The organism is Acinetobacter sp. B-6, assembly GCF_056930735.1.
The window spans coordinates 83406-109201 of sequence record NZ_JBXPBY010000013.1 but is presented as its reverse complement, the minus strand read 5'-3'; the positions used below and the strand labels follow the sequence as shown (position 1 = coordinate 109201).

At 38.2% G+C, this 25796-nt stretch carries 19 protein-coding genes; 6 read left to right on the top strand and 13 right to left on the bottom strand.

The features are described from left to right. Window positions 1-51: 51 nt before the first annotated feature. The 8 genes from AC1Z3T_RS16160 to AC1Z3T_RS16125 form a co-directional block, all read right to left on the bottom strand. Complete coding sequence (locus AC1Z3T_RS16160; protein WP_483396780.1) at window positions 52-648, bottom strand: tetratricopeptide repeat protein; 597 nt, start codon at window positions 646-648, stop codon at window positions 52-54. Further along, a complete protein-coding gene (metW, locus tag AC1Z3T_RS16155; RefSeq protein WP_004830182.1) occupies window positions 645-1238 on the bottom strand; it encodes a methionine biosynthesis protein MetW in 594 nt (197 codons plus the stop codon). The genes AC1Z3T_RS16160 and metW overlap by 4 nt, the downstream gene beginning before the upstream one ends. Next, complete coding sequence (gene metX / locus AC1Z3T_RS16150; RefSeq protein ID WP_009586392.1) at window positions 1238-2398, bottom strand: homoserine O-succinyltransferase MetX; 1161 nt, start codon at window positions 2396-2398, stop codon at window positions 1238-1240. Before metX ends, metW begins: the two co-directional genes overlap by 1 nt. Window positions 2399-2808: 410 nt before the next feature. Next, the gene (gene leuA, locus AC1Z3T_RS16145) at window positions 2809-4506 is read right to left on the bottom strand and encodes a 2-isopropylmalate synthase (protein WP_100885929.1); all 1698 of its coding nucleotides are present in this window, start codon (window positions 4504-4506) and stop codon (window positions 2809-2811) included. A gap of 278 nt (window positions 4507-4784) precedes the next feature. Continuing rightward, on the bottom strand, window positions 4785-5885 hold the full coding sequence (locus AC1Z3T_RS16140) for an alpha-hydroxy acid oxidase (RefSeq protein ID WP_100885928.1): 1101 nt from the start codon (window positions 5883-5885) through the stop codon (window positions 4785-4787). 62 nt (window positions 5886-5947) lie between these two features. Then, window positions 5948-6631 (bottom strand): Fe2+-dependent dioxygenase, encoded by a 684-nt coding sequence (locus AC1Z3T_RS16135; protein WP_042087471.1) that lies wholly within the window; start codon window positions 6629-6631, stop codon window positions 5948-5950. A 72-nt stretch (window positions 6632-6703) separates the two neighbouring features. Next, the gene (locus AC1Z3T_RS16130) at window positions 6704-9046 is read right to left on the bottom strand and encodes a TonB-dependent receptor (protein ID WP_171266138.1); all 2343 of its coding nucleotides are present in this window, start codon (window positions 9044-9046) and stop codon (window positions 6704-6706) included. A gap of 441 nt (window positions 9047-9487) precedes the next feature. Further along, window positions 9488-11791, bottom strand: coding sequence for a TonB-dependent receptor (locus tag AC1Z3T_RS16125; protein WP_100885926.1), 2304 nt, complete (start codon window positions 11789-11791; stop codon window positions 9488-9490). Window positions 11792-12221: 430 nt separating this feature from the next. Here AC1Z3T_RS16125 and tig point away from each other — a divergent pair, with 430 nt between their 5' ends. From tig to AC1Z3T_RS16105, 4 genes are all read left to right on the top strand, one after another. Next, a complete protein-coding gene (gene tig, locus AC1Z3T_RS16120) occupies window positions 12222-13553 on the top strand; it encodes a trigger factor (RefSeq protein ID WP_100885925.1) in 1332 nt (443 codons plus the stop codon). Window positions 13554-13742: 189 nt separating this feature from the next. Next, window positions 13743-14354, top strand: coding sequence for an ATP-dependent Clp endopeptidase proteolytic subunit ClpP (gene clpP / locus AC1Z3T_RS16115; RefSeq protein ID WP_005033741.1), 612 nt, complete (start codon window positions 13743-13745; stop codon window positions 14352-14354). 36 nt (window positions 14355-14390) lie between these two features. Then, a complete protein-coding gene (gene clpX / locus AC1Z3T_RS16110) occupies window positions 14391-15701 on the top strand; it encodes an ATP-dependent Clp protease ATP-binding subunit ClpX (protein WP_100885924.1) in 1311 nt (436 codons plus the stop codon). Window positions 15702-15868: 167 nt separating this feature from the next. Continuing rightward, complete coding sequence (locus tag AC1Z3T_RS16105; protein ID WP_005033736.1) at window positions 15869-16618, top strand: DUF2846 domain-containing protein; 750 nt, start codon at window positions 15869-15871, stop codon at window positions 16616-16618. 53 nt (window positions 16619-16671) lie between these two features. Here the strand turns inward: AC1Z3T_RS16105 and AC1Z3T_RS16100 are convergent, their stop codons facing one another. The 4 genes from AC1Z3T_RS16100 to AC1Z3T_RS16085 all read right to left on the bottom strand — a co-directional run bounded on the left by AC1Z3T_RS16100 (window position 16672) and on the right by AC1Z3T_RS16085 (window position 19976). Beyond that, window positions 16672-17205 carry a DUF2059 domain-containing protein gene (locus AC1Z3T_RS16100; protein WP_009586393.1) on the bottom strand — a complete coding sequence of 178 codons (534 nt, stop codon included), beginning with the start codon at window positions 17203-17205 and terminating at the stop codon, window positions 16672-16674. A 72-nt stretch (window positions 17206-17277) separates the two neighbouring features. After that, window positions 17278-17811 carry a DUF2059 domain-containing protein gene (locus AC1Z3T_RS16095; protein ID WP_004830167.1) on the bottom strand — a complete coding sequence of 178 codons (534 nt, stop codon included), beginning with the start codon at window positions 17809-17811 and terminating at the stop codon, window positions 17278-17280. Continuing rightward, a complete protein-coding gene (locus tag AC1Z3T_RS16090; protein ID WP_100885923.1) occupies window positions 17801-18370 on the bottom strand; it encodes a hypothetical protein in 570 nt (189 codons plus the stop codon). The genes AC1Z3T_RS16095 and AC1Z3T_RS16090 overlap by 11 nt, the downstream gene beginning before the upstream one ends. Before the next feature lie 82 nt (window positions 18371-18452). Beyond that, the gene (locus AC1Z3T_RS16085) at window positions 18453-19976 is read right to left on the bottom strand and encodes a fumarate hydratase (RefSeq protein WP_005033728.1); all 1524 of its coding nucleotides are present in this window, start codon (window positions 19974-19976) and stop codon (window positions 18453-18455) included. A 169-nt stretch (window positions 19977-20145) separates the two neighbouring features. Between AC1Z3T_RS16085 and AC1Z3T_RS16080 the strand changes: the two genes are divergently transcribed. Together AC1Z3T_RS16080 and AC1Z3T_RS16075 are read left to right on the top strand one after the other, a co-directional pair. Continuing rightward, window positions 20146-20772: a class I SAM-dependent methyltransferase gene (locus AC1Z3T_RS16080; protein ID WP_483396777.1), complete on the top strand. Its 627-nt coding sequence runs from the start codon at window positions 20146-20148 to the stop codon at window positions 20770-20772. A 286-nt stretch (window positions 20773-21058) separates the two neighbouring features. Continuing rightward, window positions 21059-23248 carry a TonB-dependent receptor gene (locus tag AC1Z3T_RS16075; RefSeq protein WP_100885921.1) on the top strand — a complete coding sequence of 730 codons (2190 nt, stop codon included), beginning with the start codon at window positions 21059-21061 and terminating at the stop codon, window positions 23246-23248. A gap of 139 nt (window positions 23249-23387) precedes the next feature. On the opposite strand, the gene pta is transcribed toward AC1Z3T_RS16075, so the two are convergent. After that, window positions 23388-25529: a phosphate acetyltransferase gene (gene pta, locus AC1Z3T_RS16070; protein ID WP_100885920.1), complete on the bottom strand. Its 2142-nt coding sequence runs from the start codon at window positions 25527-25529 to the stop codon at window positions 23388-23390. Window positions 25530-25796 lie beyond the last annotated feature (267 nt).

The following is a 25796-nucleotide window of genomic DNA, read 5'->3' as shown; positions in this document are numbered from 1 at the left end:
TCGTTGTTGCATAAAAAAAGCACCCGAAGGTGCTTTAAAATATTTTCAAGCTTATTGAGCTTGAATCCATTGATCTGCACGTTGTGTTGCTGTACGAATTTGATCTTGAGTTAAGTTCGCAGCCAAAGCCGTTTTCTTACTTTGAGACATATTGATCACTTTATTGTCTAACATGCCATCACGTGTAGAAAGTTCATACCATTGGTACGCACCCATGTAGTTTTTCTTTTGTTCTTCCATGACTGCAAGGTTAAAGCTCGCACGGTTGTCACCGTGGCTTGCTGCCTTTTCAAAGTATTGGCGTGCAGATGTTTCATTTTTAGCAACACCTAAACCGTCAGCATACATACGACCTACATTTAACTGAGCCGCAGAAATACCTTGGTCAGCTGCCGCTTTAAACCATGTAAATGCTTGTTTAAGATCTTTAGATACACCACCAGTACCGGCTTGGAAATGTGTTGCTAAATAAAATTGTGCTGCTGGTTGTCCAGCTTTGGCTGCTTTTTGTAAATCTGAAACATTCATATGTGCATACTGAGCTGCCATCGCTGAAACAGATTGTTGCTGCTGCGGTACATAGTCCGCATGGGCTTGAATACTGAGCAGCCCAAAAAATAATTTACTGCCTAATAATAATTTCTTCATAGAGCGCTCACTCGATAAATAGCGACTTCGCCGAACAAATTTGGGACAGCTTTACTTAAAAAGCTCCCTTGTTGGTTCCCATTTACAGCGAGTCGATCAATAATTTGAATCTGATTTTCAGCACATAAGGCTTCAAAATCGCGAAAAGTGCATAAGTGGATATTAGGTGTATTGTACCACATATACGGTAAGGCATCAGAAACAGGCATCTTTCCTTTCAGCGCAAGGAATGAACGTGTCTTCCAATACGCAAAATTAGGAAACGTAATAATTGCTTGTTTCCCCACACGCACCATATCGCGCAGAAGCACATCAGGTGCATCTACAGCTTGCAAAGCTTGTGCCATTACGACGTAGTCAAAAGACTGGTCAGCAAAGCGTCCCAAACCGAGGTTTAAGTCTTGTTGTATAATATTTAACCCCTTGCTGACCGCAATTGCAATCTTTTCTTGATCAATTTCTAATCCATAAGCATGAATTTGCTGTTTTTTGCTCATTTGTGACAATAATTCACCATCACCACAACCTAAATCGAGCACACTTGCACCAGGATTGATCCATTTTTCAGCCAATTGTTGGTCAATACGCATTACAAAGCCTCCTTAGGTGTTGAATTGAGGTGTTCAGTACCACCTAAAAATGCACGTAAGGATTTGACGTACAATGGGATTGGGAACAGAAAAGAATCATGCCCCTGTTCAGCATCAATATCTAAGTAGCTCACTGGTTTTTGATTGGTAATCAAGGCATTGACGATTTCTTGAGAGCGTTCTGGGCTAAAACGCCAATCCGTGGTAAATGACACCACTAAAAAGCGACATTTGGTATTGGACAAAGCTTTGGTTAAAGATTGTTGGTACTCACGTGAAGGATCAAAATAATCCAAGGCTTTGGTCATGATCAAATAAGTATTTGCATCAAAGTTACGACTGAATTGTTCACCTTGATAACGTAAATAGCTTTCGACTTGGAACTCAACATCAAAACCATACATAAATTTGCCAGATTTTAAATCACGACCAAATTTCTGTTTCATGGCTTCTTCTGAAAGATAGGTAATGTGTCCAACCATACGCGCCAAAATTAAGCCACGCTTTGGGTAACTATCTAATTCCAGATAACGACCATTGTGAAAATCAGGATCAGACAAAATGGACTGACGAGCGACTTCGTTAAAGGCAATATTTTGTGCTGAAAGTTTAGGTGCACTGGCAATAATGACGCATTTCTGTAAACGGTCAGGATAATCAACAGACCATTGTAAAGCTTGCATGCCACCCAATGAGCCACCAATAATTGAATACCAAACTTGGATTCCTAAACGATCAGAGAGAAGTGCTTGAGTTTTTACCCAGTCACGCACAGTCACTAAAGGAAAGTCAGGACCATATGGGCGATTTTCATTTTCAGGGTTAGGCGATGTTGGTCCTGTTGAACCACTACAACCACCAATATTATTTAAGGCGACCACAAAGAATTTTGAGGTATCAATGGCTTTTCCAGGTCCAATACATGCATCCCACCAGCCAGCTTTTTTATCGTCGTCATGATGGTAACCCGCAGCATGATGATGTCCTGAAAGTGCATGACAAATGAGAATGGCATTTGATTTGTCAGCATTCAACTCACCATACGTTTCCACCATGATTTCATAGCGTGGCAACACTCGACCACATTCAAGTTCTAACGGTTCTTCGAATTCAAACTTTTGTGGAGTCACAAGCCCCACTGAATCAGCTGGAAAAGACACTGGAAATATTCACCTTAAAATTTTAGGTAGCAGAATAAATTGATGTTACTCACAACGACATCATCATTATTGCGAATAAACGAATGATACGAAAGTCATTTTTCAACTGCACATGACTTTAGTCTAGGTTTAACCACTAGGTTTTAATGCCTTAAATGATGATCATTCAGCCAATACTTTAATTTTGCTCAGATTTTATTGCACAATTAATGACAATATCAAAAAACATATTTTGTGAATAGTTGCTGATCGGTATTGAGTTGATCCAAATCGCATTTAGATGAAATGAATGGTCAAAGCACTTTTAACTTATCCCTGCGTCATGATGTGTAATATCAATCAATATCAATAGATAAAAGAAAGGATACCACTCAGGGGTATCCCTTCTAAAGTCATTTAATTGATATAGCTTATACAGCAGCTGCGATCACTTGATCTGTGCTGAGTACCCCTTGATCAATTAAACGATTGGTCGCTGCAATTATTGCCTCAATAGATGAGGTCACAATGTTGTCATGTACACCAGCACCAAATGCTGACTTACCTGTGCCTTGAACTTGAAGTTCAATTAATGCCAAGGCTTTGGCATGTGCACCAGAGCTGATACTACGTTCTTCATAGTTCAAGACATCAATTGGTAATTGAAGTGCATTTAAAATCGCTGAAATTGGACCATTGCCTTCACCACGTAAACGCTGACTTTCTCCATTCACGACTACTTCAAGCTCAATGACCTGATTGCCATTTTCGTCTGAAAGTCTGTAGTTTTTGGCTGAATAATGAGCATCTTTTGCAGAAACATAAGTGTCTTTAAACAAAGTCCAGATTTGCTGCGCTGAAACTTCGACACCTTCTTCATCGGCAACTTGCTGAACAATTTGCGAGAATTCAATTTGCAAGCGACGTGGTAATACAACGTTGTAGTTTGATTCTAATAAGTATGCAATACCACCTTTGCCCGACTGTGAGTTGACTCGGATAACCGCATCATAATCACGACCTAAGTCTTTAGGGTCGATCGGTAAATAAGGCATATCCCAAATTTCTTCGTCTTTTTGGAACTCAAAGCCTTTTTTAATTGCATCTTGGTGTGAGCCAGAGAATGCAGTAAAGACTAAATCGCCTGCATATGGATGTCGTGGATGGACTGGTAAACCTGTACATTCTTCAATAGTAGCGATAATTTCATTAATATTAGAAAAATCTAATTCGCAAGCCACACCTTGGGTATACATATTCAAGGCAATTGCAGCAACGTCAACATTACCTGTACGTTCGCCGTTTCCAAATACACAACCCTCGACCCGATCAGCACCTGCCATGATCGCCAATTCAGATGCAGCAATACCACATCCACGGTCATTGTGGCAGTGTACAGAAATGATCACTCCATCACGACGGGCTAAATTACGATGCATCCATTCAATTTGATCTGCATAGACATGTGGGCCAGACACTTCTACGGTCGCAGGCAAGTTTAAAATAACTTTATTGTCCGGAGCTGCTTCCCAAATTTCGGTTACGGCATCACAGACATCTTTTGCGACTTCTAATTCAGTCGCAGTAAAGCATTCTGGGCTGTATTGAAAAATGAATTCGGTTTCAGGCTGTTTTGCAGCATATTCTTTAACTTTGGTTGCAGCATTGATTGCCAATTGTTTGGCACCATTCACATCGACATTCAACACTTTCTTACGGAAGGTCGGCGAGTTTGAGTTATAGATATGAACAATAGCACGTTTAGCGCCTTGCAATGATTCAAAGGTACGTGCAATCAAGTGATCACGAGCTTGTACTAAAACTTCGATATAGACGTCATCTGGAATATGACCTTCCTCAATCAATTTGCGTGTGAAATCAAAATCAATCTGAGATGCTGAAGGAAAACCAATTTCAATATGTTTAAAGCCAATTTTGACCAACATTTGGAACATTTTGAATTTCTGTTCAATGTTCATCGGTTCAAAAATTGCTTGGTTACCATCACGGAGGTCGGTACTCATCCAAATAGGCGCTTTATTGATTTCGTTGTTTGGCCACTGACGGTCAGGCAAGTCTACACGCTGGTACATGCGACGGTATTTTTTACTTGGATCAGCCAACATCATGAGGGAACTCCTTGTGTAGTTGTCGTTGCTCGCTTCTTGGGTAAAGGCAACTTACTACCGATATAGATTGTGTCTATCTGTTCAATTTACAAGTATTTTTATGGTGAAAATACTTGTAAATTTCAAAAAATTATACGTGGATATCACGATATAAATTTAAACACTGAAGACTTGCAAATGGTTTAACTTGAGATTAATTCTAAAACAGTTGTCTTGGAAATAATTTCCTTAATTTGCATAAAAAATATCAGTTGAGAGAAAAATTTCCTTTGAATGGCTTAATCTTGAAAAATATATTCTTGATTGATTTCATTTATGCGAGCTGTTCCCATTAATGCCATGGTAATTTCAAATTCTTCCTTTAAAATTTTAAGCACATGTGCAACCCCTAAAGCACCTGCAACAGACAATCCATAGATTGCAGGTCGTCCGATCAGCACCGCATTTGCACCTAAAGCCAACGCTTTAAAAACATCGGTACCACGACGAATACCCCCATCCAAAAGTAGGGGGAAGTCATTCGGTACGACCTTACGAATTTGTTCAAGTGCTTTGAGTGGTGAAATGGCACTATTAAGTACACGTCCACCATGATTGGAGACGATCAGTCCTTTTACTCCAGTTTCGACAGCTTTTTGGGCATCAAGCGGATGTACAACCCCTTTTAAAATCACAGGTAAAGAAGTTTGAGCAATCATAAACTCAATATCCGCCCATGTCGGTGCAATTTGCATTAAGCCCTGAAAAACTGGATGTTGATCTGTTGAGATTTCGGGCAGAGGAATATGTGTAGGTGTGTGTGGATGTTGCATTCCTTCGGGCAATTGAAAATTCACACGACGTTCACGATCACGAATACCTGTATGTGGTGAGTCCACAGTGATCACAATCGCTTTAAAGTTTTGTTGTTCTGCTAAACGCACCAAAGCCAACGATTTTTCACGATCACCTTGCCAATACAGTTGAAACCATTTAAATGGATTTTCTTTCTTGATCAAGCGCATATCGGTGTTGGTAAATGTGCTGAGTAGCATATTACTTCCGAGAACCTCAGCAGCTAGGGCTGTTGCTGCCTCACCATCTGGATGAAACAATTGCTGATGTCCGATGGGTGCAAGAAAGATTGGATGAGGGAATACTTCGCCTAAAATTTCACATTGCGTTGAACCTTGGGTGAGGTCATTCAGTAATCTGGGGATGAGTTGAATTTTTTTAAATTGTTCTAAGTTGTCTCTGACACTTTGTTCATCCATCGCCCCACCTTGAAGGTAGTGCCAAGTATTTTCAGCTAAATGCTGTTCAGCCTGCTTTTCATAATCCGCAATAGTCTGTAAATGGGGAGGAATTTGTGTGAGAGGGGGGAGGATGTTTTTACTCATTTATTGACTGTCCAAATTTATGCAAAACATTTTCATCACAATAATGACTTGTTGGCTAAAACTTATAAATCACTCCATTCACGTAATAAATTGTGATAAATCCCAGTTAAACTAATTACTTGCTCATGTGTAGCAGAAAGTTCTATGGTTAATTTCTGAATATTCTGATCAAGATCGAACAAAATTCGCCGTTGAGCATCTGAGGAAACAAAGCTTTGTGCCCAAAAGAAAGAAGCAATACGAGCACCCTTAGTGACAGGGTTGACGCGATGTAAACTCGTGGCAGGGTAGACAATTGCATCGCCTGCAGGAAGTTTTACCTCTTGTGTTCCAAAAGTATCCTCGATTATCAGTTCTCCACCTTCATATTCATCAAGATTTGTCAGAAAAACAGTACATGAAATATCTGTTCTTAAGTATTGATTAAGTTGAGGGTGTCGACGGATAGCATTGTCAACATGCATGCCAAAGTTGCCACCATGTTGGTAACAATTAAATAGTGGTGGTAAAAATGTTTTTGGAAGAGCAGCACTAAAAAAAAGTGGATTTGAATTAGCAGCATGTTGAATGATTTGACCTAACTCTAAGGCTTCTTGGGAATCTTGTGAAAGTTGTAAATTATTTTTTAAATGTGCGGATTGATAACCTGTGGTTACTTTACCATCTATCCACTCAGCTTGAGAAAGTGTTTGGCGACAATGATTCAGCTCATCCATATTCAGCAAATTTGGAATGTGTAAAATCATAATTTTCTTCCCAAAAAATGAAACAGCGCCTGATCAATCAGACGCTGAATTTTAACATAGTTTGTCTACTTCTTAGAATTTATAGTTAATGTTAAATACACCCTTACGACCTTCACCAGGCATCGCCCAACCGTTGTTACGAATATGGGTATAGTACTTTTCATCACTTAAGTTTTGCCCCAATAATTGGAAACTTAAATCTTTGTTATAGTTGTATGTTACAGAAGCATTATGAATCAAATAATCATCAGATTTGACCTGTTGTACTAGATTATTAGTCGCTGAACGTGTGCTTAAATACATTTCACCTTGATAGGTTAAACCGTATCCAGCTTGCCATTGATCATTAAGTTGATAAGTGGTCCATAAGCTACCTGAAACTTTCGGAACATTGACTAACTTATCACCTTTTTGGAAATCAATATTGGGTGAACCATTGACTTTAGTTTGATCATATTCGCCCTCCATATAGGCTGCACTTGCCGTGATATTCCATTTAGGTGTTATTTCACCAGCTAAACCAAACTCAACACCCTGCACATAGTTTTTACCATCTAATTTTGCATCAGGTTGTCCCGGTATATCGTTGGTTACACGGACTTTATCCTGTTCATTGCGGAATATTGCGGCAGAAATTAAGAAGTTAGGATTTGCTTGCCACTTCGCACCAACTTCATAGGCAACAGCATTTTCAGGATCAGTACTACAAGAGTTTGCTGTGATTGCATTATTGGTAATGGTTTGAGAACATCCACCACTTGCAGTGTTTTGTACAGGCTTTTGAGCATTGGCATAAGACAAATACAGACTGGTTGCAGGCGTTGGCTTAAACGTTAAGCCAGCATTATAGGAAATTAAATTATCAGACTGTTTGTAGTTTTGACCACGAGTTACGGCTTCTGTAGTTGTAGAAACAGTGTCTGAACGATATTGACCATCAGTATAGTCATTACGTACACCAAGGTTGAGTAACCATTGTTCACCGAACTTTAAAGTGTCAAACACATACGCGGAATAAACACTTAAATAGCCTTCAGCTACACCTGTTTTACGGAAGTTTGTTGGACCATGCCAAAAGTTATCTGGATTATATACATTCATGTAAAGCGGCGTTGTAATGGAACTACCAGCAGATGAACCATTTGAATTATATAAATACCCAGCTGTTGTAATTGAATAGTCTTCACGACTAAAACCTACACCAGCGACAACAGCATGATCAATGATTCCTGTTTTAAATTGCATATTGATATTGGTGTCATTGGCAAATTGTTTATTGTGGGTATCTCGATAATAGCCACGGGGACCAGAAATATAATAAGAACCATTTGGTACTGTAATGGTCGTTGAACCAGAAGTCACACTACAATTCTTATAACCTGTTTGATTTGTATTTGTGATCGCTGTTGGTGATGTACCATCTGCTAAGCAGAAGGTTCCCTGTGGTGCAGATACAGTCGCTTTTTGTTCAATATCACTATAACGGGTGATTGAGTTGAGTTTTGCGTTAGGGCTGATTTCGCTTTCTACTTTGAATGTGACAACTTGATTTTCAATATTTTGTTGATCTAGATTGCGATAACCATAGCTGTTTTTATCTGAAATCCCCTTGACTGATTTGCCATTATAGTAAGGCACGCCGTATTGTGGGGCATTTTCATCTTTTTGATAAAGGTAAGATAACGTTGCTTTGGTCGTATCACTTATGCCAAATGTAACCGAAGGGGCAATTCCCCAGCGCTTCATTTCTTCATCACGACCAGCATAAGTGTTTTGATGCCCCATAACGTTTAGGCGGAATGCTAAATCTTCATCTACAACTTTATTAAAATCACCAGTAAAGCGTTTATAATTGTCTGAACCGAATCCCAATGTGATTTCATTGCTATCACGGTTTTTAGGCGTTTTTGAAACTAAATTGACACCACCACTAATTTGACCTACGCCGTTTTCAACAGAGTTTGCGCCTTTGATGACTTCAACAGCTTCATAGTTGAATAAATCTGAACGGTTGGTTAAGGCTGCGTCTCGTAAACCATCAACCGTGGTGTTGTAGGTTGCGTCGTATCCGCGCAGATTGATTTTATCTCCATAACCACCACCACCTTCACCCGCACCGAAACTTATACCTGGGGTCGTTGCTAATGCCTGCTGCAATGAAAGTAAACCTTGATCTTTAAGTGCTTTTTCAGTGATCACTTGTACTGTCTTAGCTGTATCTAAAACCGTTTCTGTACGTTTGGTCGAGGAAGTTTTAGGTGCTAAATAGGATGCATTTTGCTCTGCACGTGCCTGAATTGTTGGGAGTTGGGTAGGAGGAGTTTCCTCAGCAGCAGCAAACGCTAAATTGGGTAAAGCAATTGCCAATGCAACTGTTTTCACTTTTTTGTTTTTTACAGAATACTTTCGAGCCATTTTTGCATCCATCGCAGATCATATTGAACTTATCCAGTACTGCGCAAAGACTTTTATGTCGCAATAATGGAGAAATTGTTAAGGTATGTAATTAATATTGCGAATTCTAATGATAATTATTTTCATTAACAATGTGTATAAATAATTATTCATACGGAAAAACTGTTTAATTCATTCAATATAATTAAAGAAAGCTATAGAGGATATGATTGATTGAATTTGATCATATTGCTGAAATATAGTGTATTTTTAATGATTGGTAAAAAATAACTATTGGAAATTATAGGATAATTTTTTAGTAAGGATTAATAACAATGAGATTTATCTTTAATAAAAAGACACGACGAGTTAAATTATAGGTAAAAAAATGGCCCCTATGAAAAGGAGCCATTTCAATTTAATTTTTAAAGTATTAACTATTAATATTTAAAGTATTAACTATTAATATTTAAAGTTGATCGACAATACTGCATTACGACCTTCAGCCTCTGTTGCATAGTGTGATGCATAGGCTTTGGTGAAATAACGTTTATCTGAAAGGTTGTTTAGATTTAATTGTAGATCAACATTTTTGTTAACGTTATAACGTGCCATTGCATCATAGCGAACATAGCCTGGAACAAATTTAGTATTGGCAGCATCGCCGTAAACTTTATCCATCGCTATTGCCCCAACACCTAAATTCAATTGTGGAAGCACTTGATAGGTTGTCCATAGAGTGGCTGAGTTCTTCGCTACGTTTTGAACTTGATTTCCATTGGTTGAACTTGGAGAATAAGTTCCATCAGTATTTTTTGTAAAACCAGCATCTACGATTTCACTATCTAGATAGGTATAACCTGCACTGATTGCCCATTTATTGGTAATATTACCATTCGCACCTAATTCAATACCATCTACACGAGTTTCACCAATATTACGTGTGAAACCATCAGTGTCTAATGCACGTGTATTTTCTTTCTCAGTACGGAAAATAGCTGCTGTTAAATTTAACTTATCACCAAACAGATCCCATTTTGTTCCAATTTCATAGGTTTTAACTTCTTCTGGCTTTAAGTTATTAATTGCACGAGATTGTTCATCAGTGGTGTTACGTCCTGGAACACTAATTCCTTCAGAACCATCACCAGCATCCACACCGACAGGGTTTGCTGAAGTTGCATAGCTTAAATAAATGGAACCATTTTCAGCAGGCTTAAAAGTTACGCCTAATTGGTAGTTAAAGAAGTCGTTATCAGAGGTATAATGTGTGCCAGCTTTAATTGCTGTCGCGCCTGAACCTGAATCTTGATTATATTTCATGTCAGTTTCGAATTTATCCCAGCGAACACCCAAATCGAGTAACCATTGAGGCGTAATTTCAATATTATCTAAAGCATAGACTGATTGTGTTTTAGAGGTAATATTGGTTACATTTGGATTAGCAGTTACTTTCCCTAGCCATGCATCATGAGAGTTAGGATTGTTTAAATCAGTACACCAACCATTAGAGTTTGTCAGCGAACATGCGTTATTTGCATTGTTATTACTTGAACTACCGCCAATTTTTGATGTATTCGGGTCTGTAACTATATTCGTTCCACGATCAGAATCTTGTTTTGAGTATTCTGCACCGATATTAAACTTATGTTTGAAAGCACCTGTATTTAGTTTACCTGTTAAAGCCAATTGATCAGTAAAACTGTCGGTGCTTGTAAGATTGGTGTTCACACGACGCCAAACTTTACCATTGACAATGTTGCCTTGGCTGTCATCTGGTTGAGTCCATAAGTAATTGTTTTTTGATTTACTATAAACCGCAGTGTTGCTTAGTGTAAGATTTTCTGTAAGATCATGTTCTAACTTTAATGTACCACTTTGATTTTCTTGTTTTTGGAAATCGCGATCTAACCAACCATAATAAATGCCTTGTTTAACATCGACAGGCTTACCAACAGTCGCTTTCTTAGAAACATCATAATTATATGGTACACCTGAATCAGGTGTATCGTCTGATTTTAAATAATAATAACTTAAAGTTGCGCGAGTTGGCGTGTCTAAACCAAAAGTAATACTTGGTGCAATACCAGCACGTTTATATTCAGCACCATCATCTTGCCCAGCTTTTTCGTTGTGATGTCCCATCACAGCAACACGTGCAGCAATACCATTACCAAAATCTTTATTACCATCTAGGGTGATACGTTGATAATTGTCTGTACCACCTGCAACTGAACCTTCTAGAAAGTCACCTTTTTTAGCGACTTTAGAAATCATATTAATGCTACCACCAGAAGTTCCAGCACCGCCCATAGCAGAGGCTGAACCTTTGATTACTTCAACTTGCTCTACAGCAAACATTTCACGGTTTTGTGAGGTTGAATTACGAACCCCATCTACATACATTGAACTTTCAGAGTTATATCCACGGATAAATGGACGATCACCATTTGGATTACCGCCTTCACCCGCCCCCAAAGTAATACCTGGAACTGTGCGAAGCGCATCGGCAAGTGTTGTGACTTGCGTATCTTCAATAAGTTTTTTTGAAATAACTGATACCGACTTAGGTGTATCAAGAAGCGGGGCAACAAATTTTGTATTAGCCGACTGATCTACTTTTAAACTTTGTTCTGCAGTTGCTTGTGCTTTAATTGTTGGTAGTTTTGCGATTTCGTCCTGAGCGATAGCTGACGTTGCAATAACTGAAAGTGATGAAGCGATTGCTGTGCTAACAATCTTTTTGCGTGATTTGATAAATGCCATACTTTAACTCACAAAGAGTAGTGTAAATTTGTATGCGAATAATAATGATTCTTATTTTTTTATGCATCTGTTTGTTATTGTATTTGTCGATAAATTCAAACAGTTTGTAAGTAAAAATAAATGAGTTTTATCACTAATTTTAAACTAATTATATGAATTAAATAAATTTAATCATGTTGTATGGGTATTTCAAAATGTAAAAAAATTGAAGCAAATATGAATACAACATTACATTTCAGTAAATCTTTAAAAAAAAGAGTTCGATTTTTATCATCTAAGAAAAAAGGGTATGTTTAAAAAGTCAGCATAAAGATAAAAACAATCATTGAAATAAAATGATTTACACAGGTGTTTTGTATATATTCAAATGTTGTCATATAATGTGGCACTTTTTGAAAAACTGTAATTATTAAATTCTATCGAGGAAGCCATGCAAGTAACTTCTGAAGCGGTTTCGGGCGTTGCCCGTCGTTTAAATGTATCTGTACCGACGAGCCGTATTAACGAGCAGTTTGAAGCTCGCTTGAAACGCACTGCTAAAACTGTGAAGATTAACGGCTTCCGTCAAGGTAAAGTGCCTGTAAATGTTGTACGTCGTGAATATGGCGCGGGTATTTATCAAGAAGTTGTCAACGATATTATTCGTGACACCGTATTTGAAGCAATTCAACAAGAAAAAATCAATGCTGTTGGTATGCCAAACATCGACAAAGTTGAAAACAAAGATGATGCTTTAGTTTATCAAGCAACCGTTGAGGTTTATCCTGAAGTTGAAGTTAAATTTGATGGTCTAGAAGTATCTCGTAAATCGTCTGAAGTTACAGACAAAGATGTTGACGTAATGCTTGAAAACCTTCAAAAGCAACGTGCTGAGTGGACTGAAACTAAAGGCATGGCGAAGAAAGACATGCAAGTGACTTTCGACTTTGAAGGTACTGTAGACGGTGAAAAGTTTGAAGGCGGTGCTGCTGAAGACTTTAAACTTGTTTTAGGTTCTGGTCGTATGATCCCTGGCTTCGAAGACGGTATCGTTGGTATGAAGAAAGGCGAAGAGAAAATAATTGATGTTACTTTCCCTGAAGACTATCAAGCTGAAAACTTGGCTGGTAAAGCTGCGCAATTCAAAATCACAGTTAAACTTGTTGAAAAGCAAAAACTTCCTGAAATTGATGCTGAATTCCTAAAAATCTTTGGTTTAACTGAAGAAGAAGGCGTTGAAAAATTAAAAGCTGACGTTCGCAAGAACATGGAACGTGAAGTGAAAAATGGTTTGCGTAACCAAGTGAAAGGTGCAACTTTTGATGCACTTGTTGCTGCAAACGAAGTTGAAGTTCCTGAGTCTATGTTGGCTCAAGAAATTGACCGTCAACGTCAACAAATGATTCAACAATTTACTCAACAGTTTGGTGCTCAAGGTGCAAAAGCATTTGACAGCAGCATGCTTCCAGATGAGTTGTTCAAAGAGCAAGCTGAGAAATCAGTGAAGCTTGGCGTACTTGTGAGTAAAGTATTGGCTGATGCTAAACTTGAAGTAGATCAAGCACGTGTTGATGCTTATATTGAAGATATGGCTTCTTCTTATGAAGATCCAGCTGAAGTGATTGAATATTTCAAAACTGACAAGCAACAACGTGCTCAAATTGAAGGCGTTGTGTTAGAAGATCAAGTGGTTGACCACATCTTGGCTAGCGCTAAAGTGACTGACGAAGCTGTAAGCTATCAAGATTTGTTAAAAGAGCAACAAGCACGCCAACAAGGCTAAGTTGTTTGATGTTGAAAAAGGCGCTTTGGCGCCTTTTTTTATGAGTTTAAACATTGGCTTAGTTAATCTGTTCACAATACTTATGCAAAAAATATCGGATATTTAGTTGGGAATATTTTGCATTTTCAGCAATTATCCCTCATATTGTGAACATGAGTGACGTAACAAAAATTCAGGAATAAATAACGTATGTATGTTCCATCAATTGAAAGCGCTTTAGTGCCAGTAGTCGTAGAACAATCTTCACGTGGTGAGCGTTCTTTCGATATTTTTTCGCGTCTTTTACGTGAACGTGTGATTTTTTTAACGGGTGAAGTTGAAGACAACATGGCAAATCTTATTGTTGCACAAATGTTGTTTTTAGAAGCTGAAAACCCAGATAAAGATATCCATTTATATATCAATTCACCAGGCGGTTCTGTTACTGCAGGTATGGCAATTTACGATACCATGCAATTTATTAAGCCTGATGTGGTGACATATTGTATGGGGCAGGCTGCATCAATGGGTGCGTTCTTATTGAATGCAGGTGCGCAGGGTAAACGTTATTGCCTGGAAAATGCTCGTGTGATGATTCACCAACCACTAGGTGGTTTCCGTGGTCAGGCATCGGATATTGAAATCCACGCACGTGAGATTCTATTTATCAAAGAACGTTTAAACCGTTTAATGGCTGAACATAGTGGTCAGGATTACGAAACTGTTGCCAAAGATACAGATCGTGATAATTTCATGACTGCGCAGCAAGCAAAAGAATATGGTTTAGTGGATCAGGTATTAAGTAAACGACCTCAAAACTAAGCATTTATAGATAAGATTTAAGAATTTGGAGTGAAAATGTCCGATCTTCCTCAAGGACAAAAGCATTGTTCATTTTGCGGTAAAACGCAGTCTGAAGTCGGTAAGCTGATTGCAGGCGAGGACGCATATATTTGTAATGAATGTGTGGATGTGTGCTTAGACTTAGTGCAAACGAGTCAACAAGTGGAAACAGGCGATTGGGCAACACGCCCATTGCCAAAACCACATGAGATTCGTGCGGCATTGGATCAATATGTGATTGGTCAAGATACTGCTAAGAAAACGCTTTCAGTTGCTGTATATAACCATTACAAACGTTTGAAAGTTGCTCAAACTGGACATAAACCTAAAGATGCAGTTGAAATTGCAAAAAGTAATATTTTGCTGATCGGACCAACAGGTTCAGGTAAAACCTTGCTTGCGCAAACTTTAGCTCGTCTACTTGATGTACCTTTTGCAATGGCGGACGCGACAACATTGACTGAAGCTGGTTATGTTGGTGAAGATGTTGAAAACATTATTCAAAAGCTGTTGCAAAAAGCAGATTACGATGTAGAGAAAGCGCAAAAAGGCATTATCTATATTGACGAAATTGACAAGATTACCCGTAAATCTGAAAACCCATCAATTACGCGTGATGTCTCTGGTGAAGGTGTACAGCAAGCATTGTTAAAAATGATTGAGGGTACAGTTGCATCCATTCCGCCTCAAGGTGGACGTAAACATCCCCAGCAAGAGTTTATTCAGGTTGATACTGCAAATATCTTGTTCATTTGTGGTGGTGCATTCTCTGGTCTTGAAAAAGTGGTACAACAACGTCAAGAGAAAGGTGGAATTGGCTTTACTGCGGATGTGAAGAATAAGGATGACACTAAAAAAGTTTCTGAATTATTCCGTCAAGTAGAAGCGGCTGACTTAGTGAAATTTGGTTTAATTCCAGAGTTTATTGGTCGTTTACCTGTGATCGCAACTTTAGAAGAGCTTGATGAAGAAGCATTAATGCAGATTCTAACTGAGCCTAAAAATGCTTTAACACGCCAATATCAATATTTATTTGAAATGGAAAATGTTGATCTTCTCTTTGAAGACTCGGCATTACGTGCGATTGCGAAAAAGGCTTTAGAGCGTAATACAGGTGCACGTGGTTTGCGTTCTATTTTGGAAAACGTTCTACTTGAAACGATGTATGACTTACCAAGTCGCACTGATATTGGTACAGTCATTATCAATGAAGCAGTGATCAATGATAAAGCTGTGCCTGAGTTCAAACCTGAACGGCAACCCAAGCAAGAAAGCAATGAAGTTGAAAAAGTAGATCTAAAGGTTTTAGACAGTAAATCGGCTTAAATGTTCGATTTTACTCAATATTACTTTTGCATCTTATCTGAAACGTGTAAGTAGCTTGACTATTTACACGTTTTTTTATTTTTAAATTGTCATTGTAATGTTAAGCTCACTGTGCAGAATATTGTTTCTTAAGAATGAAAATAAAAAATACGCGGTGAGGGAAAATCATGCGTTACATCAGTCTCGTTGTTTTGATGAGTTGTGGATTAGCAGCTTGTCAGAGTCATCAATCTGTAGAACAGCAATCAACCAAAGTTGTTTCGACTTTAGATCCTATTGATTTTAAAAAGGAACAATCATTGGTTCATGAAAAGCTTGATCAATATAAAGTGAAATCTTTTTCTGTAGGTTCTTGGGTCAATCAAAAACCCGGTCAATACTTTCATTTGGTGAAGCCACAGAATCCTCAAGCTGCTGTGATTTATTTTTATCGTCCAGATAGTCGCTGGAACAGACAAGAAATCATTCCCACCAATTTCTTTTTAAATGGTAAGCGGATTCCGAGTTTAATCAGTAATCACTACTATTGGATTGAACTTGCTGAAGGTGATTATAAATTAAGTCTAAGTCGCCCTTTAACAGTTTTTCATTTTCAAAAGCCTAAGGTTGCCTATTTCTCAGTAGAGGCGGGTGGGCAATATTTTGTCAAATATGAGGAAGAAAAATTCCGTGGTGGACCAAACGGTGAGGCAGGGCTATTACGTGTTGGACCATTGATGCAAATGCCAACCCGACAGGGCTTAAAAGAAATTGCCATGACGCAACTTAAAACACCTGGGTTGAACTTTGTGGCAGAGGTGACGGCGGATGGGCGTGTGATTAAACCGCAAGAGAAAATTAAAGGTGCACCATATAAGGTGAGTGATGATGTGCACTTGGGGCAACCCTTTAAGCTTTGGAATCCAACGACTTGGTAAGCTTTTAAGTATTCAGATTAAAAAAAGAGAGCGAAGCTCTCTTTTTTTAATGTTTATGGGGTATTCGCTGCTTTTTTTAATTCAGCAAGTTTCTTATTTATCTCTTTAAAATCTTGTTCGGTATTTTGAAGGATATTGCTAAGTTGAGTATTCATCATCTTCATCGTTTCTTGAGCAATTTGTGGAGACTTTTTAAGTATAGATTGCCCCACAGCACTCGAATAAAAGTCGATTTGTGCTTGTACTTCTTCCGCATTGAAAACGTCTTTATAAATTTTGAGATAAAGTGGTTTAATTTGTTCCCAAGACACCGTTTTCTGACTTTGAGCATACATTTTATCTGCCAATTCATTGGCAACAATTTGTTCTTGTGGACTTAATTGTTCCTTGTTTACGGACATTTTAATGATTTGATAAGCCTGCTGATCTAATTGAGGACGGATCTGTTGCATCGTTTCTTGTAAAAGTTGATCAATGTTCATCACTTTTAACAATTGTTGTACTTGTTGATCAGATGCTTGTGCTGCAAAAGCAAAATTGGCAGTTAGACATGAGCCAAGCAGCACTAAATGTTGTAATAATTTCATAATATACCTATAGGATCACGTTGTTATTTATACGACAAAGGTGTTACCCACATTCGAAAACAATATAAAGCTTTATTGGGTTAGCAGTATAGGTTTTAAAATGGCTTCCATTTTATCTTTAATCACTTTTTGATTTTCTGCTTTAAGCATTTGCTTCTGTGAGAATTTAGTGGTTTCTTGCATGACTTCAGTCATCAATAGGTTCATTTTCTGATTGATCGATTGCCCTAAAGGTGTGCTGAGGAACGCAATATTGGCTTGGATTTCTTCTTCAGTAAAGGTTTTTTTAAAAAGTGATTTGAATAGAGCAAGATATTCAGGATCTGTAATCATTTTTTGTTGAACATCGCTATAGAGAGCACTAATTTGCAGTGCCGCATTTTGTTGATCAATGTTGAGTGTCTGAGCGCCAGTCACTTGCCGAACAAGATCTTCAGCTTGCTCATCAAAATAGGGCTGCATATCTCGAGTACTTTGTTTGAATATCTCGGTGATATTGGAAAGTTGCATTAATTTGTCTACGCTTTTATCTGTTGCTGGAGATGCAAAGCTCGACACTGTCATACAGCATAAACTTAAAGTTAAAGCGAACTGTTTAATTTTCATGAGTTTTCCTTTCTTTATTATCCTCTAACCGATGTAGTTGTTGAATAATTTCTCCAATTTTATTGCGATATTGCTGAATAAATTGAGGATCATTAATTGCTTTATGAATCGCAGCATTGCTTTCTATGAATATTTTCGTGTCAACATTTGCAAGTTTTGTGTACAGTGCTTGGCTTGGCGTTGTGTCATGCTGATAAAGTGCTTCAATTTCTTGAGGGCTTAACGATTCTAAAATAATTTGCTTGGTTTGACTGATAAATTGTGGATCTCGAAGAATATCTTTCGTCATTGATTGATAAACCGCGACAATTTCTGGGATGATTTGTTTTTCATTATCCGTGAGTTGTATCGTACTTATCCCATTTTTAATTAAATTTTCAGCTTGATTTTGATAAATACGTTTTACGTCTTCATTCGTTTGAAGACGCCATATTTGATTGCCAATGATACCCTGTGTGAGTCGATCAAGGGATTCACTTTCTGGATTTGAGGCAAAGCTTTGTATAGAGATCGAGAATAACAATAATACAGAAAAAATAATATATTTTATAAAGTTCATGACCTGACTCAAAATAAAAAGCACCCTAATCATAGAGTGCTTTTCAAGTGATGCTCAAGCTTAATTTCAGCTTTTATGCAGATTAATTTGCAGCATCAACAACTGGAATTTTGCCAATTTTTGCTTGCCAAATTTTTGGTGCAGTTGCATGAACAGAAGTACCATTTACATCAACAGCGACGGATACAGGCATATCTTGTACTTTGAATTTGTAAATTGCTTCCATACCTAGGTCAGCAAATGCGACAACTTCAGCTTCACGTATGGCTTTAGATACTAAATAAGCAGCACCACCAACAGCCATTAAATAAGTTGCTTTATTGTCTTTGATCGCTTCAACAGCAGCAGGACCACGATCCGCTTTACCGATCATACCGAACAAGCCAGTTGCTTCAAGGACTTGACGTGTAAACTTATCCATACGTGTTGCTGTTGTTGGACCTGCAGGACCTACAACTTCATCACCTACAGGATCTACAGGTCCTACGTAGTAAATGAATTTACCTTTTAGATCTACAGGTAACTGTTCGCCTTTATTGAGCATATCCACCATACGTTTATGCGCAGCATCACGACCTGTATAGATGGTACCATTTAATAATAATGTATCGCCCGGTTGCCACGAGTTCATTTCTTCTTGTGTGATATTGTCTAAATCAACACGTTTAGATGTTGAAGTATCCCAAGTCACTTCAGGATAATCTGAAAGTAAAGGTGCTTGAATATGTGCAATACCTGAACCGTCTAATTGGAAATGAGCATGACGAGTTGCAGCGCAGTTTGGAATCATACCGACTGGCTTACCAGCAGCATGACAAGGATAGTCTTTAATCTTAATATCAAGAACAGTCGTCAAACCACCAAGACCTTGAGCACCAATACCTAAAGCATTCACTTTTTCAAAGATTTCAATACGAAGTTCTTCGATCTGGTTCTGTGGACCGCGGCGAAGTAATTCGTCCATATTGATTTCTTCCATGAGTGATTCTTTTGCAAGCATCATGGCTTTTTCAGCAGTACCACCAATACCGATACCGAGCATACCAGGAGGGCACCAACCTGCACCCATCGTTGGTACAGTTTTAAGCACCCAGTCTACGATCGAGTCAGAAGGGTTCAACATTGCCAGTTTAGATTTATTCTCGGAACCACCACCTTTCGCTGCGACAGTAATATCGACTTTATTGCCTGGAACGAGTTTGTAGTGAATTACAGCAGGTGTATTGTCTTTGGTATTTTTGCGACCAAAAGCTGGATCTGCTAAAACTGAAGCACGAAGTACGTTGGTGTTTTCTAAATAACCTTGGCGTACACCTTCATTGATCGCATCATCTAAGCTCATGGTTAAATCAAATTTAACATCTAAGCCCACGTCAACAAATACGTTAACAATACCAGTATCTTGACAGATTGGACGATGACCTTCTGCACACATACGTGAGTTAATTAAGATTTGTGCAATTGCATCCTTTGCAGCTTGGTTCTCTTCACGATCATAAGCACGGCTCATCGCTTGGATAAAGTCTTGTGGATGATAGTACGAAATAAACTGAAGCGCGTCCTTGACCGATGTGATCAAGTCATCTTGTTTGATAATAGTTGTCATATCAAAAATCTCTTGAGCGGGCTGTTAGCTAGCGGGCTGAATTATACGTGATATTGCTTGTTTTGTGGTGGCTTTGATGGATTTTTAGGCTAAAGTTTTATTATTTTATTTGGGCTAAAAACTTTATACTGATGATAGAATAAAAGCTTGCAATGGGCACAGAAGCGTTATGGGAAAGCATACTCATCTTGCAGATAATATTATTGAAATTTATAACAATAAAGCCTACGCATGGACTGCATTAAGAGGGTCTTGTTTATATGAGAAAGTATGGTTAGATCAGTTTTTAAAATTACTTCCACAACACTCAAATATACTGGACTTAGGTTGCGGTTCAGGACAACCCATAGCAGCTTATTTGATTGAGCAAAGCCATAATGTGACGGGTGTAGACAGTTCAGAAGAAATGCTGGATATGGCGCGAGAAAATTTTCCTGAAGATCTGTTTCCAAACTGTACTTGGATTCAAGCGGATATGCGCACAGTTGAACTGATTGAAAAGTTTCAGGGGATTCTAGCTTGGGATAGTTTTTTCCATTTATCACCTGAGTGGCAAAGGGCAATGTTTCAACGATTTGATCGTTTTGCAACACAGGATACGGTTTTAATGTTTAGCAGTGGACCTGCATTTGGAGAGAAAATTGGAGAACTGTTCGGAGAACCTCTATATCATGCCAGTTTATCGCCAGAAGAATATATCCAATTATTCCATAACTACGGCTTTAAAGTGATTAATAGGGTCGTAGAAGACCCTAATTGTACGGGACATACAGTTTGGTTGGCGCAAAGGAAATAATTGGTGTTCATTTAATCAATTGAATAAAATAGTTAAATGATTATAAATGTGATAAATATCACATAAATAGCGCAAAAATATTTTAATTATTTTTTTGAATTTTATAGATATTTTTTAGAATTATTTAGTTAATGCTTAAGATTATTATTAGTTTATTTCAATAAAAATATGCTCAAATAAGGAGAAAATGGTTGTTTATGTGCAGAGATTGATATATTTATGTAAAAAATTATGAAAATTTGTATTATAATGATAATTATTATCATTACGATTTTTTGAGGATGCAATGCGTTTTGTCAAAAAAAGCTTAACACTCATGATGCTATCAACGGGATGCCTGTTTGTTTCCACTCAGGCATTTTCTGATTCTGATACGGTTAAACAAGAACAAAAAACCAATACAGCAACACTTCCCACCATTGTGATTGAAGCAATGGCAGATGGTGACCCCATTAAAACCTATGTGGACTATAAACAGGCCAGTGTGACGCGAAATGGTTTGGATAAGAAAGATATTCCTCAAACTGTAGATACGATTGATGTGTCTAAATATAAGTTGTATGGCGCAAATGATTTAAGCGTGATGTTACAGGGAACACCTGGTGTTTCGACCAGTTATGATATGCGTGGTGATGGAATTATGCTACGTGGGTTTAGTGCTGATTCTGGTGATATTTATCGTGATGGTGTGCGTGAAAGTGGACAGATTCGTCGCAGTACTGCCAATGTTGAACGTATTGAGATTTTAAAAGGACCAGCATCGGTACTCTACGGTCGTAGTGGCGGTGGAGGTGTAATTAATATGGTCACCAAATACGCAAATTTTGATTCACCAAGCTCAATCGGTGCTTATGTTGGATCTTATGATAATGTCGGTGGAACTATTGATCTAAATCAAATTTTAAATGATAACTGGGCTGTGCGTTTAGTTGGCGAAAAGTCGGATACCAACAGTTTTCGCTCAGGGATTGGTTCTAAGGAAGAAATGATCTCCCCAAGTGTGACCTATCGAAGTGATGATGAGAAATTACTTTGGACGACAGAGTTTACATATGACAATTTAGAACGAGTACCTGATCGTGGACCTTCATATGATAATTTACCTTCTGGTACATCTATTAAAATGGGGTTTGCTCAGGCTGGTGATTATGTGGAAGATGTTCTTCAAACAATGCGAACAGACGTTAAATATGAATTTGCGCCGAATTGGAAATTCCATTGGGGGTTAAGTCATCGTCAGTCTGAACAAAATTTTGATCATTTTTATGCTGGGTCTATGTGTGCTGCTGATGTAAAACCTACAAACACAAATAAAGGGTGTTACAAAGGTTATATCAACCAAATTTATTACTGGCAACAAACGACTAATAAAACCACAGCCAATACTTGGGATATTACTGGTGAATTTAAGACTGGAGCAATTAAACATAATATTCTAGTAGGTACCGATTGGTCTTATGAACAGCGAGAGCCGTTATTATCTAATAAAAACTCAGATGGGTCATTGATTTATGGATTTGTAAATCCATTAACTGGAGATCGTTTTAGTAATCGTGGTACAGGGCATATTGTGACCTCTCATAATTATAATGAAGGGACGAATTATGCACTTTTTCTTCAAGATTTAATTAGTATCAATGACCAATTTAAAATAATGTTGGGTGGAAGATATGATTATTATGAAGCAAAAACTACAAATAAATTAGAAAGTTCAACTTCTTACCGACAATCACGTACTGTTCAAGATGAAACCTTTAGTCCAAATGTAGGCTTCGTATGGCAGCCTGTACCCGAACAAAGTTTATATGCATCTTATAGTCGTAGTTTTTCACCTTTTGGTGGAAATATGGGCGTGAATGTTGTTAATGCAACAGATGATCTAAATGCATACAATTACGAGCCTCAATATCTTGATCAGTATGAAATTGGTATAAAAAGCGAATGGCTTGATTCTAAATTAAATACACAATTCTCTGTATTCAACATCAATAAAAATAATATTCGTGCTCGTAAAGACCCAGATGACAATAATTCACCTTATGTGGTTGTTGGTAAACATGAATCTACTGGGGCTGAGTTTAGTTTTATTGGTCAGGCGCTAAATAACCTATATATTCGTGGTGGTTATGGTTATACAGATGCCAAAATCGCTAAAAATGATTTAAAACCTGAATTAGTTGATAATGATCTAAGAAATGTTTCAAAACATACCGGTAACTTGTTTGTACGTTATCTTCCAACAGAAAAGTTTTATGGAGAAGTTGGCGCAACTTACATGGGGGCTTATTATACTTCTGATGAAAACACCACCAAAATGCCAGACTGGACTCGTGTCGATGCAGCAGTAGGGTATAAAGATGATAAATGGGGTGCAACATTTGCTGTGAATAATCTCACCGATAAAGAATATTGGCGTTCAAACTCTATGCCAGGGACACCAAGAAACTATCTGTTCCGTGTGAATTATTACTTCTAAATCCTATGAAATAAACATTGTTATGTGCCTTATATTGATTTGAATTATGGTATTGGGCACAGAGCTGGTTGAGTTATAAAAACAACAAAATAAAAACCCACGCAAATAATTTGAGTGGGTTTTTATCTGTATAAAAAGCTTATTGCGTTGCTTGTTGTTCTGATTGAATCGCCGTCAATGCTATGGTAAATACAATATCATCAACCAATGCACCACGGGACAAGTCATTCACAGGTTTGTTCAAACCTTGCAACATAGGACCAACACTCACCACATTGGCTGAGCGCTGAACTGCTTTATAGGTGGTATTTCCTGTATTGAGATCAGGGAAAATAAAGACATTGGCACGACCTGCAACCTGAGAGTCTGGTGCTTTAGAACGCCCCACACTTTCCACAGACGCAGCATCATATTGTAAGGGTCCATCAATCAATAAATCTGGGCGACGTTGTTTGGCAATTTCGGTTGCTTTAGCCACTTTCTCCACTTCTGCACCAGCGCCTGAAGTCCCAGTCGAATAGGAAATCATCGCAATACGTGGGTCGATTCCAAAAGCTTTTGCTGAATCTGCTGACTGAATCGCAATCTCTGCCAGTTGTTCAGCATCCGGATCAGGATTAATCGCACAATCTCCGTACACATACACTTCATCAGGCAAGAGCATAAAGAAGATTGAGGATACTAAAGAGTATTCAGGGGCTGTTTTAATCAGTTGGAAAGCGGGGCGAACAGTATTGGCTGTAGTATGTACTGCACCTGATACCAAGCCATCCACTTGATCTAATGCCAACATCATCGTCCCTAACACTACAGTGTCTTGAAGTTGTTCACGTGCCTGCAATTCATTGAGTTTACCTTTACGCAGTTCAACCATTTGCGCGACATAGTTTTCACGAATAAGGTCAGGGTCAATAATTTCTAAATCAGCGGGTAATTCGATGTTGCGGGCTTTGGCCACATCAAAAACAGCTTCAGGTTTTGCTAACAATACACATTGTGCAATTCCACGAGATTGGCAAATGGCTGCTGCCTGAATGGTACGTGGTTCATCACCCTCTGGAAGTACAATACGTTTTTTTGCTGCAATTGATTTTTGCACCAATTCATGACGGAATGCAGAAGGAGAGAGGCGAGGTTTATAATCACCATTGAGGATTTGAAGTAACCAGTCTTGATCGATATGACTAGAAACGAAACGAGTAACTTGATCTGCTCGCTCTGTATCATCTACAGGAATTTCATTCCCTAGATTTGCCAATTGTTGCGCAGTTTCAAAGGTACTGAGTGGTGTGTGTAAAATCGGTAAGCCATTTTTAATTGCAGATTGGCAGAACTCTAAAACCAATGGATTAGGTTCATGATGTTCAGTAAGAACTAAACCTGCAAGTGGAATACCATTGCTGGTGGCTAAGCTACTTGCCAACAGGACATCAATACGATCAGATGCACTGATAATTAATTCACCAGCAACAAACTTTTGTAATTCATGCTCAATGTTTGAAGCAATCAAACTGCTGTGCAAAACACGGCGTGTGTTGGCTTTACCTTGATTAATCCATGTTGCCTGAATCTGTTTTGCCAGATCAGAGATGCGGGGTACACTCAAGGTATCACTGAAAGGCACCAATCCAATGATTGGGAAAGCTGCTGAGCCAATGTGAGCATGTGTTTTCTGAATTTCAGTTTTGAATTTTTCGGTATCAGAGATTAAACGTAGACTTGGGTCAATGGTCACTGGAATTTGAGCAGATTCCTCTGGTAAGCCACGTGTACGCATAAACAATACACCTGCATTACGCGTAGATGAAGCACCTCCAAAGTTACGTAATTGTGCTTCGACTTTTTCAGCAGTATATTCAGGTCGATTGATGTCGGCATTGCTGACAAAGATAACTTTTGCATCTAGTGCTTGTGCCAAAGAAGCATTCAGATCACTTGCAAAAGCATCACGCGCTGTCGGGACTAAACCTTCGACAATAATAATGTCATGTGATTTAGCCACTTGACGCTGTAAACTCACTGCTTCTTCTAAAAGCTCATCAGTTTCGCCGTCATTTAACTGTTGAGTAATTTTTGCATAAGTAATCGGTTCAACAGTGTCTAATTTTGAAATATGGCGATACAGAGCTGTTGTGCGATCTGGTTCTGCTTGTAATTCTTGTGAAAATGGCTTGACGAAGCCTGCTTTAACACCTTGGCATTCCAAAGCATAAACTAAGCCTAGGCATGCAGAAGTTAATCCGACACCTTCCCCAGTTGGAACCAACAGAATTGTTTTCATAGACTATTCTTTAATAAATTAAAAGATTGAAATTTGTATATACAGAGAAGATCACAAAGCAGAATACACTATTTGACGCAAAATCTTTATTCATCGATACATTTGAGTCAAATACTTAGAGTTTCTGTAATTAGCGACATGATTGTATGACTTTTATTCAAAGATTACAGGAACTCTAAAATGTATAATTTTTTGCTTTGTTGTAGATCATGCTTTTAAGAATTTCATGATCTTACAACGGATCATCTTGGCACAGATTATTGTTAA

Excerpts from the sequence above, each read along its gene's own strand:
- AC1Z3T_RS16160 (WP_483396780.1), bottom strand. The coding sequence starts at position 648 with ATGAAGAAATTATTATTAGGCAGTAAATTATTTTTTGGGCTGCTCAGT.
- metW (WP_004830182.1), bottom strand. The coding sequence starts at position 1,238 with ATGCGTATTGACCAACAATTGGCTGAAAAATGGATCAATCCTGGTGCA.
- leuA (WP_100885929.1), bottom strand. The coding sequence starts at position 4,506 with ATGATGTTGGCTGATCCAAGTAAAAAATACCGTCGCATGTACCAGCGT.
- AC1Z3T_RS16140 (WP_100885928.1), bottom strand. The coding sequence starts at position 5,885 with ATGAGTAAAAACATCCTCCCCCCTCTCACACAAATTCCTCCCCATTTA.
- AC1Z3T_RS16135 (WP_042087471.1), bottom strand. The coding sequence starts at position 6,631 with ATGATTTTACACATTCCAAATTTGCTGAATATGGATGAGCTGAATCAT.
- AC1Z3T_RS16130 (WP_171266138.1), bottom strand. The coding sequence starts at position 9,046 with ATGGCTCGAAAGTATTCTGTAAAAAACAAAAAAGTGAAAACAGTTGCA.
- AC1Z3T_RS16125 (WP_100885926.1), bottom strand. The coding sequence starts at position 11,791 with ATGGCATTTATCAAATCACGCAAAAAGATTGTTAGCACAGCAATCGCT.
- tig (WP_100885925.1), top strand. The coding sequence starts at position 12,222 with ATGCAAGTAACTTCTGAAGCGGTTTCGGGCGTTGCCCGTCGTTTAAAT.
- clpP (WP_005033741.1), top strand. The coding sequence starts at position 13,743 with ATGTATGTTCCATCAATTGAAAGCGCTTTAGTGCCAGTAGTCGTAGAA.
- clpX (WP_100885924.1), top strand. The coding sequence starts at position 14,391 with ATGTCCGATCTTCCTCAAGGACAAAAGCATTGTTCATTTTGCGGTAAA.
- AC1Z3T_RS16105 (WP_005033736.1), top strand. The coding sequence starts at position 15,869 with ATGCGTTACATCAGTCTCGTTGTTTTGATGAGTTGTGGATTAGCAGCT.
- AC1Z3T_RS16100 (WP_009586393.1), bottom strand. The coding sequence starts at position 17,205 with ATGAAATTATTACAACATTTAGTGCTGCTTGGCTCATGTCTAACTGCC.
- AC1Z3T_RS16095 (WP_004830167.1), bottom strand. The coding sequence starts at position 17,811 with ATGAAAATTAAACAGTTCGCTTTAACTTTAAGTTTATGCTGTATGACA.
- AC1Z3T_RS16090 (WP_100885923.1), bottom strand. The coding sequence starts at position 18,370 with ATGAACTTTATAAAATATATTATTTTTTCTGTATTATTGTTATTCTCG.
- AC1Z3T_RS16085 (WP_005033728.1), bottom strand. The coding sequence starts at position 19,976 with ATGACAACTATTATCAAACAAGATGACTTGATCACATCGGTCAAGGAC.
- AC1Z3T_RS16080 (WP_483396777.1), top strand. The coding sequence starts at position 20,146 with ATGGGAAAGCATACTCATCTTGCAGATAATATTATTGAAATTTATAAC.
- AC1Z3T_RS16075 (WP_100885921.1), top strand. The coding sequence starts at position 21,059 with ATGCGTTTTGTCAAAAAAAGCTTAACACTCATGATGCTATCAACGGGA.
- pta (WP_100885920.1), bottom strand. The coding sequence starts at position 25,529 with ATGAAAACAATTCTGTTGGTTCCAACTGGGGAAGGTGTCGGATTAACT.